This window comes from Sphingomonas pokkalii (assembly GCF_003096275.1).
GTDB lineage: Bacteria > Pseudomonadota > Alphaproteobacteria > Sphingomonadales > Sphingomonadaceae > Sphingomonas > Sphingomonas pokkalii.
In genome coordinates, this window is record NZ_QENQ01000001.1 from 2,183,493 (window position 1) to 2,197,453 (window position 13,961).

The 13,961-nt window shown below is 66.8% G+C and carries 11 protein-coding genes; 9 read left to right on the forward strand and 2 right to left on the reverse strand.

Features of this window, described 5'->3' with window-relative positions; all coding sequences use genetic code 11:
• Positions 1 to 8: 8 nt before the first annotated feature.
• From DD559_RS09780 to DD559_RS09820, 9 genes are all read left to right on the forward strand, one after another.
• The gene (locus DD559_RS09780) at positions 9 to 482 is read left to right on the forward strand and encodes an A24 family peptidase (RefSeq protein WP_116469007.1); all 474 of its coding nucleotides are present in this window, start codon (positions 9 to 11) and stop codon (positions 480 to 482) included.
• A gap of 57 nt (positions 483 to 539) precedes the next feature.
• A complete protein-coding gene (cpaB, locus tag DD559_RS09785) occupies positions 540 to 1,568 on the forward strand; it encodes a Flp pilus assembly protein CpaB (protein ID WP_116469008.1) in 1,029 nt (342 codons plus the stop codon).
• A 2-nt stretch (positions 1,569 to 1,570) separates the two neighbouring features.
• The gene (locus tag DD559_RS09790; protein WP_116469009.1) at positions 1,571 to 3,106 is read left to right on the forward strand and encodes a type II and III secretion system protein family protein; all 1,536 of its coding nucleotides are present in this window, start codon (positions 1,571 to 1,573) and stop codon (positions 3,104 to 3,106) included.
• A gap of 24 nt (positions 3,107 to 3,130) precedes the next feature.
• Complete coding sequence (locus DD559_RS09795; RefSeq protein WP_240610203.1) at positions 3,131 to 3,769, forward strand: CpaD family pilus assembly lipoprotein; 639 nt, start codon at positions 3,131 to 3,133, stop codon at positions 3,767 to 3,769.
• Entirely contained in the window at positions 3,766 to 5,043 is a 1,278-nt protein-coding gene (locus DD559_RS09800) for a CpaE/TadZ family protein (RefSeq protein WP_116469011.1), read from the forward strand. The genes DD559_RS09795 and DD559_RS09800 overlap by 4 nt, the downstream gene beginning before the upstream one ends.
• A gap of 9 nt (positions 5,044 to 5,052) precedes the next feature.
• Positions 5,053 to 6,033: a type II secretion system F family protein gene (locus DD559_RS09805; protein WP_116469012.1), complete on the forward strand. Its 981-nt coding sequence runs from the start codon at positions 5,053 to 5,055 to the stop codon at positions 6,031 to 6,033.
• Between the two features lie 4 nt (positions 6,034 to 6,037).
• A complete protein-coding gene (locus DD559_RS09810) occupies positions 6,038 to 7,027 on the forward strand; it encodes a type II secretion system F family protein (protein WP_116469013.1) in 990 nt (329 codons plus the stop codon).
• 62 nt (positions 7,028 to 7,089) lie between these two features.
• The gene (locus DD559_RS09815; RefSeq protein WP_116469014.1) at positions 7,090 to 7,641 is read left to right on the forward strand and encodes a helix-hairpin-helix domain-containing protein; all 552 of its coding nucleotides are present in this window, start codon (positions 7,090 to 7,092) and stop codon (positions 7,639 to 7,641) included.
• A gap of 325 nt (positions 7,642 to 7,966) precedes the next feature.
• A complete protein-coding gene (locus DD559_RS09820) occupies positions 7,967 to 10,684 on the forward strand; it encodes a TonB-dependent receptor (RefSeq protein WP_116469015.1) in 2,718 nt (905 codons plus the stop codon).
• A gap of 119 nt (positions 10,685 to 10,803) precedes the next feature.
• On the opposite strand, the gene DD559_RS09825 is transcribed toward DD559_RS09820, so the two are convergent.
• Together DD559_RS09825 and ppdK are read right to left on the reverse strand one after the other, a co-directional pair.
• On the reverse strand, positions 10,804 to 11,286 hold the full coding sequence (locus DD559_RS09825; RefSeq protein WP_116469016.1) for a chorismate--pyruvate lyase family protein: 483 nt from the start codon (positions 11,284 to 11,286) through the stop codon (positions 10,804 to 10,806).
• Positions 11,286 to 13,949 (reverse strand): pyruvate, phosphate dikinase, encoded by a 2,664-nt coding sequence (ppdK, locus tag DD559_RS09830; protein WP_116469017.1) that lies wholly within the window; start codon positions 13,947 to 13,949, stop codon positions 11,286 to 11,288. The genes DD559_RS09825 and ppdK overlap by 1 nt, the downstream gene beginning before the upstream one ends.
• Positions 13,950 to 13,961: the final 12 nt, after the last annotated feature.

The window sequence follows — 13,961 nt, forward strand, 5'->3', positions numbered from 1 at the left end:
TGCGGGCTATGGGGGCGATCTTCTCCGCAGTTCTGCTCGGCACGCTGGTGCTCCTCCTGCTCGCCGCGGGGGTGCAGGACGTGACGACGCGCGAGATCGGCAATGGCCGGAATGCAGCCATCGCCCTGCTTGCCCCCGCCTGGTGGTGGGCACAGGGACTGCCGCTCTGGCCCGATATCGGCATCCAGATCGGATGTGCCGCAGGCGCTTTCGCGCTGTTCGCCGGTGCCTTCGCGCTGGGCCAGATGGGCGGCGGCGACGTGAAGCTGATCGGTGCCGTGGCATTGTGGCTGCCGCTGCTGGCGATGGCGCGGATGCTGGTGTGGATGGCGCTGCTCGGTGGCGTGCTGACGGTGGCAATGCTTATTCATGCCCGGCTGCGGCGGCGCCCACCCCGATCGATCGAGGTGCCCTATGGCGTGGCGATCGTCGTAGCGACGCTGATTGCGCTGCGCGAACCGATTCTTAACCGCTTTGGATGATGCTTAACGCTGCCGAAACCGGGCGCGGCCAACGACACGAAAAGGCGTGATGTCACCATGGATCCACGGAGGCTATTGCTGATCGCCGGCGCGCTGATCGTCGCAGCGGTCACGGCGCTGCTGGCGCGCAGCCTTGTCCTCGGCACGGCCGCGCCCATTGCGGTTGCTGTTCCTGCGGTGGCGCCGCCCGCGGCGCCCGCCAACACCATAGACGTGCTGGTCGCCCGCCGTGCGCTACCCATCGGAACGATCCTCGATTCCAGCACGGTCGAGTTCCGCCCGTGGCCGAAGGAACTGGTTGCAGGCGCCTATCTGCTGCGCGGCCAGAGCGATCTCGCCCGTCTGCAGGGGACGGTCGTCCGCTTCGCCATTCCCGCCGGCCAGCCGGTACCCCAGGGGGCGCTGGTCAAGCCGGGCGACCGGGGTTTCCTCGCCGCCGCGCTCGGCCCGGGAATGCGCGCCGTGACGGTGCCGGTATCGGCGCAAAGTGCCGTGGCGGGATTCGTGTTCCCCGGCGACCGCGTCGACCTGATCCTGACCCAGACAGTCGCAGGTGGCGGCGACGGCCCACCGCTGCGCGCATCGGAAACCGTGCTGCGCAATCTGCGCGTCCTCGCCACCGATCAGCGGACCGACAAACAGACCGATGGCCGCGGCAATACGATCGTCAACGGCTATTCGACCGTGACGCTGGAAGCGACGCCGCGCATCGCCGAAAAGATCGCGGTGGCGCAGACGGTGGGCGCCCTATCGCTGTCGCTGCGCTCGATCGCCGATGCGGCGGACGGCCTGGAAGAAGCGATCGCCAGCGGCGCCATCGACGTGTCCGACGATCCCCGCCAGGAAAAGGCGATGCTCGCCCACCGCGCCGGAGGGCCGCAGGAAGGCGGCGAAACCTTCGTCACCGGCGCAGACGTATCGCGGTTCCAGCGCAGTACCGTCCCCGGCCGGGGCGACGCCGGCGCCGCGACGATGTCCGCGCCCGCCGTCTCCGCGCCGATGCCGCGAGCGGCGCCGATGGGTGCCATCGTCCGTGTGGTGCGCGGCAACGATGCCAGCCTGGTACCCGTGGGAGGAAAGAACTGATCATGGGTACGCAGGCTCTCGTCCGCGGCACGCTGGCGGCGGCGCTCGTCGCGCTCGCGGCCGGGCCGGTACTCGCCCAGCAGCGCGCACCGGCCCGCCCGGTCGTCCGCACCGCGCCGCTGCCGGCGGGCAGCCAGCGTCCGCAACACGATGTCGCGCTGTCGACCGGCGAGGGCCAACTCGTCACGCTGCCGGCCGCTGCGGCCAATGTCTGGACCTCGAACCCCGGCGTCGCCGATGTCTATGTCGCCAGCACGCGGCAGATCCACCTGTTCGGCAAGACGGCCGGCGAAGCGACCGTGTTCGCCACCAGCGCTGGCGGCGGAATTGTCTATTCGGCCACCGTTCGCGTCAGCCAGAATCTCGGATCGATCGATCGGATGATGAAGGCGGCGATGCCCGATGCCGATGTCACCGTCACCACCGTCGGACGCATCGCCGTGTTGAACGGCACTGTCCGCTCGCCACAGGATAGCGAACAGGCGCAGCAGCTCGTCACCAGCCTGCTCAATCCCGATCCCAATGCCGCGCTGAAGATCGGCGTGGTCAACCGGCTGCGCACCGCCACCCCGCTGCAGGTGCAGTTGCAGGTGCGTTTCGCCGAAGTCAGCCGCAGCTTCGTCAAGAACCTGAACGTCAACTTCACCAATCGCGATCATGGCAGCTTCCTGTTCGGCTTTCAGCAGGGCAAGCAGGGATCGATCACCACCAACAACGGCACGGTCGTCGATCCCACGAGCGGCGTCGGGCCCGGCGGCACGATCTATAAGCTCCCCAGCCCCGGCACCGGTAACAGCATAATCGGCGCGGCCGGTCGGATGCTCGGCACCGATCTGCTCGCCAGCCTCGATTTCGGCGAAACCATCGGCCAGGTCTCCACGCTGGCCTCGCCAAGCCTCACCGCCTTGTCGGGGGAGACCGCCAATTTCCTCGCCGGCGGCGAAATCCCGATCCCGATCGCGCAGGCGCTGGGCACCACGACGGTGGAATACAAGCAATATGGCGTCAGCCTCGCCTTCACCCCGACGGTGCTCTCCGATGGCCGCATCGCGCTGCATGTGCGGCCGGAGGTATCACAGCTCTCGTCGTCCGGCGCGGTGACGGTGAACAACACCACCATCCCGGCGCTGACCACCCGTCGCAGCGAAACCACCGTGGAGCTGGGGTCCGGCGAAAGCATGGTGATCGGCGGCCTGCTGCAGAACAGCCACAACAATTCGATTACCAAGACTCCGGGCCTGGGCGACGTGCCGATCCTGGGTGCCCTGTTCCGGTCGAACGGGTTTCAGCGCAACGAAACCGAGCTGGTGATCGTGATCACCCCCTATCTGGTCCGCCCGGTCAACGCGAACCAGATCGTGCTGCCCACCGATGGCTATCGCGCGCCGAACGATTTCGACCGGCTGTTCCTGGGCAAGCTCGCCGGCGCGAACCGCGACGCTGCGCCCAGACCGCAGATGGCCCCCGCCGCCTCGCCGCCACCGGCGCCCTCCCGAAAACCGAAGGGCGCCCCACCGACGCCCGGTTTCAGCTTCTGATCGCCGCGCATGAGGAGTCTCCGCTTGTTCCCGCGCATCCCCCGCTCGCTCTTCGCCGCTCCCGCGCTCCTGCTCGCAGGGTGCAGCGGCTATAATGGCGGGCTCGAATCGGTGCATCAGCCGATCGTTACCCGACAGACCCTCGCCATCGATCTGCGAGTGGAATCGGGCGCCCTCGCCGCCGGCGAAGCGCAGCGGCTGGCGGACTGGATGGCGGCGCTGGACCTCCGGTACGGCGATCGCATCGCCATCGACGATGGCGCGCAAGGCAATATCGCGCGCGGCGACGTGGCGGCGCTGGCGAGCCGCTACGGCCTGATGCTCGCCGATCGCGCTCCGGCTACGGAAGGTGCACTCGTCCCCGGCCGCCTGCGTGTCGTCGTCTCGCGGTCGAGCGCCAGCGTTCCCGGCTGCCCGGATTATTCGCATCCCTCGATGGTGACGGCGGACGCCAGCACCAGCTCGAACTTCGGCTGCGCCACCAACAGCAACCTGGCGGCGATGGTCGCCGATCCGGCGGACCTGGTGCGCGGCTCCCCCGCTGCCCCCATCGCCGATCCCGCCACCGCCGCCAAGGCGATCGGCGCCTATCGGGCCGCAGCCCCCACCGGCGCCGGCGGGACCGCCGTAAAGGCCGAACCGGCAGGGGCGACGCCACGGTGAACCTGCCGTTCAACCCTGGCCGGACCGGCACCCGCGAGCCCTTTGCAGCGTTCGTCTGCGACGAGGCGACCGCGGATCTGATGCGGCCGATCGCAATAGAGCTTGGCTGGTCGCCCGAAAAAGTGGTGCGCGGCAGCCTACGCGATGCGGTGCAGACCCTTGCCGTCTCCGCCAGCCCGAACATCCTGTTCGTCGACCTTTCGGAATCGAGCGATGCCCTGGCCGACATCCACGCGCTGGCCGAAGTCTGCGAACCCGGCACGGTGGTGATCACCGCTGGCCAGGTGAACGATGTCCGCCTCTATCGCGCACTGCTTGCCAGCAGCATCCAGGATTATCTGCTGAAGCCAATCCACCCGGAGATGCTGCGCGATGCCTTTCTGAACGCACAGGCCAGCCTCTACGGCCCGGATGTTCGGGAAGCGCAGGACGGCCGGCCACATTGTGCCGTCGCGGTGATCGGCGCGCGCGGCGGCGTGGGCGCGACCAGCACCGCCACCTCGCTTGCCTGGCTGATCAGCGAACGCCAGAGCCGCACCACGGCGCTGCTCGATCTGGACGTTCATTTCGGCACCGGCGCGCTCGCGCTCGATCTGGAACCCGGACGCGGGCTTACCGATGCGATCGAAAATCCCAGCCGCATCGACGGACTGTTCATCGAACGCGCGATGGTGCGCGCCTCGGAACGACTGGCGGTCCTCTCCGCCGAAGCGCCGATCGACGCGCCGATGATGGGCGACGGCGCCGTCTTCTACCAGTTGCAGGAGGAGATGCGGAGCGCGTTCGACTGCACCGTCGTCGATCTGCCGCGCCAGATGCTGGTCCAGCACCCGCACCTGATCGCCGACGTCCAGGTCGCCGTGCTGGTGACCGAGCTGACCCTAGCGTCCGCGCGCGATGCGATCCGGATCCTGAGCTGGTTGAAGACCAACGCACCGGAGACGCAGGTACTCGTCATCGCCAACAAGGTGCCGTCTGCGGCCGCGCTCGAGATCAGCCGCAAGGATTTCGAAGGATCGATCGAACAGGCGCTCGACCTGGTGCTGCCCTTCGAACCGCGGATCGCCGCGCAGGCGGCCAAGCTTGGAAAACCGATCGCGGAAATGGCCAAGGGCCATCGCAGCATGGCGGCGCTGACCGATCTGGCGAAACGGATCGTCGCAATCGGCGATGCGGCGGTGGTGGAGCCGGCGGCGCCAAAACCCGTGGCGGGTACGTCGCTGCTCGGCAGGCTCGCCGGGCTGAAGGCACTGCTCGGCCAGCGCCGGAGTTGACGGAAGCGGATGGTGCTCCTGCCCGCATTCCTCGTCGTCGTCGGCGCCTCGACCGCGCTGGTGCTGATGCTGCTGGCCTTCTCCGGCCCCTCGGCAGGGCGCGCGAGCGCCCGCCGGTTATCGTCGCTGCGCGATCGGCACCTTATCGGCGCGGACGCGCCGGAAGGCGAGGAACGGCAGCTCCGCGGCATTTCCACCGCGCGCGCCACAGGCTGGGATCGCCTGGCCGGAACGATGCTGCCCAACCGCAGCCAATTGAACAAGCGCCTGGACCGAACCGGAAAGGGCTGGACGATCGGCCAATATGGTGGGGCAACGCTGATCGTGGTGCTGGTCGTGGCGCTGCTGCTGGCGTTCGCGGGCGCCGAATGGGTGACGGCACTGGCGCTTGCGGTTCTGGCTGGGCTGACGGTGCCGCGCGCGGTGGTGGGCATCTACATTACCCGGCGCAGCGCCCGCTTCACCGCACGCTTCCCCGACGCCATCGATCTGCTGGTGCGCGGGCTCCGTTCGGGCCTCCCCGTGGCCGAAACCATGGCCGTGGTCGGCCAGGAAATCGACGGCCCGGTGGGTGAAGAATTCCGTGCGATCGGCGACAAGATCAAGATCGGCCGCACCCTCGATGCCGCGTTGCAAGACAGCGCGGACCGGCTCGACACGCCGGAATTCCGCTTCTTCACCATCACCATCGCCATCCAGCGCGAAACCGGCGGCAACCTGGCCGAAACGCTGTCGAACCTGGCCGATGTGCTGCGCAAGCGGGCGCAGATGCGGCTGAAGATCAAGGCGATGTCGTCGGAAGGCAGGGCCTCGGCGATGATCGTCGGCGCGCTGCCGTTCATCGTCTTCGCGCTGATATGGTCGATCAACAATGGCTATATGGTACAGTTCTTCACCGATTCCCGGCTGATGCTGGCGGGCATCTGCGCGCTGGTATGGATGGCGATCGGCGCGCTGATCATGGCTCATATGGTCCGGTTCGAGATCTGAGTCGATGGACGCAGCCATCCTCTTGAAACTCGGCATCGATCCCGGCTGGGCTGCCGCGATCCTGACCTTCATCGCCGTCGCCGCGCTGCTGGTCGCGCTGCATGCCGCCTTTCTCGCCCCGGATCCGATGGCGCGGCGCATACGCCTTCTCAACCAGCGGCGCGAAGAGCTGAAAGCGGGGATCGTCGTCCCCGCGTCGAAACGGCGTGCCAGCCTCGTCCGGCGCAGCGACATGACCGATCGCATCCGCGCGCTGCTGTCCTGGGCACGCGTGCTGCAGGAAGAGCAACTCGAACAAGTGCGGCTGAAGCTGTTGCGCGCCGGAATCCGCCGCCGCGAAGTCGCCGTGATCGTCATTTTCGCGCGGCTCGCGCTGCCGATCCTGATCGGCGGCCCGATCCTCTATCTGGTCTATGGCACCGAAGCGCTGGCGCATTGGTCGCCCGTGAAAGCCTATATGCTCGCCGCCGGCACGCTGATCCTCAGCTACAAGGCCGCCGATCTCTATCTCGACAGCCGTATCCGCACGCGCAGCCATGCGATCCGCCAGGCGCTTCCCGATGCGCTCGACCTGCTGGTGATCTGCGCCGAAGCCGGCCTCACCGTGGACGCCGCCTTTGCCCGCGTCGCCAAGGAGCTCGGACGCGCCTATGGCGAGTTGGGCGAGGAATTCTCGCTCACGGCGATCGAACTCGGCTTCCTTGCCGATCGCCGCCAGGCCTTCGAGAATCTGGCTAACCGCATCGGCCTCGAATCGATCCGCGGCGTGGCGACGACCATGATCCAGACGGAGAAGTACGGCACCCCCCTCGCCTCGTCGCTGCGCGTGCTGGCCGCGGAGTTCCGCCACGAACGGATGATGCGGGCGGAGGAAAAGGCCGCGCGCCTGCCCGCCATCATGACGGTGCCGTTGATCCTGTTCATCCTGCCGGTACTGTTCATCGTGATTCTGGGGCCCGCCGCCTGCTCGATCCACGATACGCTGCTGCGCTGAGGCGGGCTGCGGGAACCCCGCCCAAGCTCGCCGGTTCTCGCCGGGTTGCCGGAGCCAGAACCATGAACGAGCTGCCTTTTACGACGCCGATCCAGTTCATCGCGCTTGCGCTCGCCCTGCTCGCGGGCTGGCTGCTCGGAATGGCGACCAGCGCGACCGGCCGCCGCTGGCGCGAGCAATATGCGCAGGAGCAGGATCGCCACCAGGCCACGCAAAACGAGCTGGACGCCGCCAATGCCCGCATCCGGGAGCTCGAAGCCGCCCATATGCGGCTGGAGCGCAGCATCGCCGATCGCAGCATTGCCGAACATCCGGTGGCCGATCCCACGCCCTCGCGGCGGGAAACGGCGATGCGCAGCTGGTTCTATGGCGGCACCGACCTGCTCTGCAGGATCCGCGGCATCGATGAGCATCGCGAGCGCCAGCTCAACCAGCTCGGCATCCAGCTGTTTCGCGATATCGAGAATCTCCCACCCGAAGATGAGCTGCCGCTGGAGGAACGACTCGGCGTGCCGCGGGGCACCATCGTCGACGAACAGTGGCGCGAACAGGCCGCGCTGCTGCGCAGCGGGCGTGCCGAAGAGCATGAGCGGCGCTTCGGCCGGGTGGCCTGACAACGCATCGACGACATCTTCGCTTCATCCTCGGAGTGTCGACTCGTAATTTTACATGTAAAATTCAACTCGCACCTGTGTCGTCAACGACGCGGGTGCGATGCTTGCACACCTTCCGCAAACCGTTGATATCCTCCTATTTTAGGCATCCACCTCGCTGCAGAGGTATGGCCTGGCTTCATCCGATTGTCTCATATAGGTCATGCCCTTGTCCTACAGTGGCTTGACAATTGGTCAGGCCGATAAGACAAATCACTCCCATCCGGGCGAAAGACCCGGTTGATCGGACCCGCCGCAGGGCCGTTGTCGTCATAAGGGGTGGTATATGCTGAAGCACGATAGTCCGCGCACTGCGCGCGCTGGTACGAAATTGGTTCTCCTCTCTGCCGGCTGCATTGTCGCGATTGCGCTGGGCGCTTCCGCCCATGCGCAGGACAGCGCTGTCCCCGCAGAACCCCAGGCCCAAGCCGCGGACGGCGAGATCGTCGTCACCGGCTTCCGCTCCAGCCTTGCTTCCGCGCTCGACGCGAAGCGCAAGGATATCCGCATCACCGACGGGATTTCGGCCGAGGATATCGGCAAGTTCCCGGCGCAGAATATTACCGAAGCGATTCAGCGCATCGCCGGCGTGCAGATGTCGAACATCAACGGCCGCGGCTCGACGATCAGCATCCGTGGCCTCGGCGCGCAATATGCCCGCACCACGATCAACGGCCAGACCTTCGCCAGCGCCGACTTCAAGGACGGCTTCCGCTACGACATCATCCAGACCGATCTCGCCAGCGCGATCCAGGTGGTGAAGTCGCCGACGGCGGACATGGATACCGGCGGCCTGTCGGGCACCGTCAACATCGATACGGTAAAGCCGCTCGCCTATAAGGGCCCGCGCTTCATCGTCGGGGTGAAGGGCTACAACTCCGACTATCGCGGCAAGGAATGGACGCCCAAGGTCAGCGGCGCCTATATCGACAGCTTCGCCGGCGGCACGCTGGGCGTGATGGCGAATGTCAGCTACCAGAAGCTGAAGGATCGCGGCGACTATGTCTTCATCAAGAACTGGTACAATGCCGGGGTGATCGATCCCGAGGTGCGCGTGCCGGGTAACCTGCGCTATCGCCGCATCGATCGCGATACCGAGCAGCTGATGGCCAGCGGCGCGATCCAGTGGAAGCCGAGCGACAATTTCGAAGCGCTGCTCCAGGGCGAATATTCGCGCGACCACACCCGCTACACCACGCGCCAGTTCGTCTTCGGCCGCTGGGCGTCGAGCGCGGTCAAGGTGAACGGCAAGGCCAACGGCATCGCCAACAACATCACCATCAGCAACTTCAACGTCGACAACAACACCCAGCCCGAACTGCGCAACCTGAAGACGCAGGCCTATACCGGCACCATCAACTGGCAGCCGGGCGATAGCTGGAAGGTCCACGCGGTCGCCCACTACACCAAGGGCAATGCAGCGCTGTACGAGTGGGCCTCGATCGACGAAGTGAAGTTCGCGCAGGGCGGCACGCTCGACATCTCGAACCCGCAGAACATCAAGTGGACCACCCAGAGCCTGACCGACGGTTCGGTGTGGAACAACGCCAACCGCACCTGGTTCGCGTTCGTCGACGGTGCGACGCACATCCAGACCGCCAAGGACAAGGCCGCACAGGTCGACGTGACCAAGGAGCTTGGCTGGAACGGCATCCAGTCGGTCGTGGTGGGCGCCAAGTACCATCATGAGAGCTTCTCGACCCGCGCCTTCCGCCACGATCGTGACGGCGACGTGAGCGACCCGGCGAAGTTCCCCGAGTTCAACTTCATCCCGGATCTCGGCACCACCGGCCAGTTGGTCAGCAACTTCCTCGACGGTGCGATGTCGATCCCGCATTCGTTCCTGTCGACCAACGCCGCCGAATGGCAGCGCGTGCTGGCGTCGAAGGGCATCACCGTGCCGGACGTGCCGGACTGGCCCAGCACCTACCGCGTCGATCGCTATGTGCCGTCCGTCTATGCGATGGCCAATGTCGACACCAATGTCGGCGGCATGGCACTGCGCGGCAATCTGGGCGTGCGCTACGAGCATACCCACCAGAACGTCACCGCCAGCCTGACCGACGGCACCGGCAGCGAGGCCGCGCTGCTCGGTCTGCAGCATATCGTCCAGGATTACGGCAACGTCCTGCCGAGCGCGAGCTTCGCGCTCGACCTGACGCCGAAGCTGGTCGCCCGCTTCGCCGCCGCCAAGGTGCTGGTGCGCCCGCTGCTCAACAGCCAGACGCAGATGGCGGATACCATCAGCACCGGCGTCTCGCAGCAGAAGCGTCCCTTTACCAGCGTCTCGGCGGGTGAATCGCGCCTCAAGCCGCTGACCGCCAACCAGCTCGACCTCAGCCTGGAATTCTACCATGGCCGCGGCAATTCGGTGAGCATCGCCGGCTTCTACAAGGCGGTGAAGAACGGCACCTTCACCCAGTTCTACTGCCCGAGCTCGTATAACGGCGTGGCGCTGAACGGCGTGGTGACGGACTGCCAGTCGGCGGATCTGAAGAGCGACTATAGCTTCAGCCGCGTGCTGAACGACAACCGCACCATCCACATCAAGGGTGTCGAGTTCGCCGCTTCGGAGAATTTCGACGCGATCCTGCCGGTCAAGGGCTTCGGCGCCACCGGCAACATCACCCTGGTCGATACCAATGCGAGCGCGCTGGGCACCGGCTTCAACCTGCGCGACCTGTCGAAGTTCACCGCCAACATCACGCCCTATTGGGAAAACGAGATGTTCAGCGTGCGCTTCTCGGTCAACCATCGCAGCTCGTACAAGCAGGATGCGGCGAGCAGCTTCTTCGTGAACGGCGGCGAGACCCATGTGGTGCGCGCCCGCACCCAGATGGACCTCGCGCTGGGCTTCACGCCCAACCAGTGGCTGGGCTTCACGGGTGGCGTGATCAACCTGAACAACACCCACGAAGACGCCTATCAGACCACCGCGGACACCTTCCAGATGGCCAGCCGCACCGGTCGCACCTTCTACCTGTCGGCAACGGCGAAGTTCTGATCGACCGACCCGGGCTATCCCCGGAAGCGCCCCTCTTCCGCAAGGAAGGGGGGCGTTTCTCGTTTTAGGGGGCGATGAATCTCAAGCCCCTCCCCTTCAGGGGAGGGGCTTGAGACGGATCAGCGCAGCACGGCCGGCGTGTAATTCTCCACCACTTCCGCCAGCGCCCGGCCCTCGCCGTCCAGCACCAGCGCGCGGTGACGGAGCACGTACGGCGCGACGCCCGCCAGCACCTGCTCCAGCGGCTTGCGATGGGGCTTGAGCGGCCGGATCACCGCGCCGAACGGGGTATCGCCCTGCTCCAGCGCGGCGTTCATTTCCGGGGTAAGGCGCGCGGGCACGTACCAGTTCTCGGCAACCGAGAAGGCCACGCCCGCGCAGCGGAGCACGACGCTGCGATATAATACCCGCTCGTCGGGCCCCACGCCCAGCCGGGTCCGCTGCTCCGGCGTCAGGTCCTTGTGGGCCGCGCGGTCCACGTGCGCCCGGATCGGGCCGCCGCAGCGGCGTTCCAGCACGGCGGTGGCGGTAGGGCTGGCGAGAAGGTCGCGGCTGAGGGCCGCTGCATCGTCCGTCGCTACCGCTACCGCCACTGTCAGCATCACTTCCCTCGAATTGCCGCCTGCGCTGCCGCCAGCCGCGCGATCGGCACCCGATAGGGCGAAGCCGAGACATAATCGAGCCCCGTCTTCTCGCAGAACGCGATCGAGGCCGGATCGCCGCCATGCTCGCCGCAGATGCCGAGCTTGATGTCGGGCCGGGTCTTGCGCCCACGCTCGGCGGCGAGGGCGATCAACTGGCCGACGCCCTCGACGTCGAGGCTGACGAACGGATCCTTGGCGTAGATGCCCTTCTCGACATAGGTCGTCAGGAAGCGCGAGGCGTCGTCGCGGCTCACGCCCAGCGTGGTCTGGGTGAGGTCGTTGGTGCCGAACGAGAAGAAGGCGCCCACCTCGGCGATCTCGCCCGCCATGAGGGCTGCGCGCGGCAGTTCGATCATCGTGCCGACCAGATAGTCGAGCGTGCGGCCCTTCTCGGCGAACACCGCCTGCGCGGCCTTGTCGACCACCGTCTTCATCAGCTCCAGCTCGCGCTTGGTGCCGACCAGCGGGATCATCACTTCGGGCACCGGGGCGGCACCGGACTTCTCCGCCACCGCGATCGCCGCCTCGAAGATCGCGCGCGCCTGGATCTCGTAGATTTCGGGATAGGTCACACCCAGACGACAGCCGCGATGGCCGAGCATCGGGTTGAATTCGTGCAGCTCGCCCGCGCGACGCTTGAGCGTGTCGACATCCACCCCGGCCGCGGTCGCGACCTCGGCGAATTCCGCCTCTTCGTGCGGCAGGAATTCGTGGAGCGGCGGATCGAGCAGGCGGATCGTCACCGGCAGGCCCGCCATCACCTCGAAGATTTCGAGGAAGTCGCTGCGCTGTTCGGGCAGCAGCTTCTCCAGCGCGGCGCGACGGCCGGCCTCGTCCTCGGCGAGGATCATCTGGCGCACCGCGGTGATGCGGCTCTGCTCGAAGAACATGTGCTCGGTACGGCACAGCCCGATGCCCTCGGCGCCGAACTCGCGCGCGGTGCGGCAGTCCAGCGGCGTCTCGGCATTGGTGCGGACCTTGAGGCGGCGGACCTGGTCGGCCCAAGCCATCAGCGTGCCGAAATCGCCCGAGAGCTCGGGCTGCACGGTCGGCACCTGACCGGCCATCACCTCGCCGGTGGCGCCGTCGATCGTCACCATGTCGCCCTCGCGGACCTCACGGCCGCCGACGCGCATCACCTTGTCGCGCGCGTTGATCGACAGGCTTCCCGCGCCGGAGACGCACGGGCGGCCCATGCCGCGCGCGACGACCGCCGCATGGCTGGTCATGCCGCCGCGCGCGGTCAGGATGCCGCGCGCCGCGTGCATGCCGTGAATGTCCTCGGGGCTGGTCTCGACGCGGATCAGGATCACCGCATCGCCGGCATTGGCGCGCTTCTCCGCGGTGTCGCTGTCGAACACCGCATAGCCCGAGGCCGCGCCCGGGCTGGCGGGCAGCCCCTTGGTCAGCACGTCGCGCGGCGCCTTGGGATCGAGCGTCGGGTGGAGCAGCTGGTCGAGCGCGGCGGGGTCGACGCGCAGGATCGCTTCCTCGCGGGTGATCAGCCCCTCATTGGCCATGTCGACCGCGATCTTGAGCGCCGCCTTGGCGGTGCGCTTGCCGCTGCGGGTCTGCAGCATCCACAGCTTGGCGCGCTCGACGGTGAACTCGATGTCCTGCATGTCGCGGTAATGGGTTTCGAGCCGGTCGAACACCGCCGCCAGCTCGCCATAGACCTCGGGCATCGCCTCTTCCATCGAGGCGGGCTTGGCGCCTGCGGCCTCGCGGGCGGTCTTGGTCAGATATTGCGGGGTGCGGATGCCGGCGACGACGTCCTCGCCCTGCGCGTTGATCAGGAACTCGCCATAATAAGCGCGCTCGCCGGTCGAGGGATCGCGGGTGAAGGCCACCCCCGTCGCCGAGGTGTCGCCCATATTGCCGAACACCATCGCCTGCACGTTCACCGCCGTGCCCCAATCGGCCGGAATGTCGTTCAACCGGCGATAGACCTTGGCGCGCTCGGACTGCCACGAGCCGAACACCGCCCCGATCGCACCCCAGAGCTGGTCGTGGACGTCCTGCGGGAACGGCTTGTTCCACAGCTCCTCGACGATGCGCTTATATTCGGCGACCAGCGCCTGGAGATCGGTGGCCGACAGCTCGGTATCGAGGGTGAAGCCGCGATCTTCCTTGGCGATCTCCAGCGCTTCCTCGAACCGGCCATGGTCGAGGCCCAGCACCACATCGGCATACATCTGGATGAAGCGGCGATAGCTGTCCCAGGCGAAGCGATCGTCGCCGCTGGTCGCGGCCAGGCCCTGCACGGTCTGGTCGTTGAGGCCGAGATTGAGGACGGTATCCATCATCCCGGGCATCGACACCCGCGCGCCCGAGCGGACCGAGACGAGCAGCGGATCGCCCGCATCGCCGAACTGCTTGCCGGTGATCGCGGCGATATGCGCGATGCCGCCCGCGACCTCGGCCTTCACGCTCTCCGGGAAGGTCTCGCCTTCCTCATAATAACGCGTGCACATCGCCGTGGAGATGGTGAAGCCCGGCGGCACCGGCAGCCCGATCGAGGCCATTTCGGCAAGGTTCGCACCCTTGCCGCCGAGCAGATTCTTGTCCCCCGCACCACCGTCCGAAACACCACCGCCGAAGCGGTACACATATTGCGTCATTCTGATCCCCTT

Coding starts and splice junctions, on each gene's coding strand:
- DD559_RS09780 (WP_116469007.1), top strand. CDS start 9: ATGGGGGCGATCTTCTCCGCAGTTCTGCTCGGCACGCTGGTGCTCCTC.
- cpaB (WP_116469008.1), top strand. CDS start 540: ATGGATCCACGGAGGCTATTGCTGATCGCCGGCGCGCTGATCGTCGCA.
- DD559_RS09790 (WP_116469009.1), top strand. CDS start 1,571: ATGGGTACGCAGGCTCTCGTCCGCGGCACGCTGGCGGCGGCGCTCGTC.
- DD559_RS09805 (WP_116469012.1), top strand. CDS start 5,053: ATGGTGCTCCTGCCCGCATTCCTCGTCGTCGTCGGCGCCTCGACCGCG.
- DD559_RS09810 (WP_116469013.1), top strand. CDS start 6,038: ATGGACGCAGCCATCCTCTTGAAACTCGGCATCGATCCCGGCTGGGCT.
- DD559_RS09815 (WP_116469014.1), top strand. CDS start 7,090: ATGAACGAGCTGCCTTTTACGACGCCGATCCAGTTCATCGCGCTTGCG.
- DD559_RS09820 (WP_116469015.1), top strand. CDS start 7,967: ATGCTGAAGCACGATAGTCCGCGCACTGCGCGCGCTGGTACGAAATTG.
- DD559_RS09825 (WP_116469016.1), bottom strand. CDS start 11,286: ATGCTGACAGTGGCGGTAGCGGTAGCGACGGACGATGCAGCGGCCCTC.
- ppdK (WP_116469017.1), bottom strand. CDS start 13,949: ATGACGCAATATGTGTACCGCTTCGGCGGTGGTGTTTCGGACGGTGGT.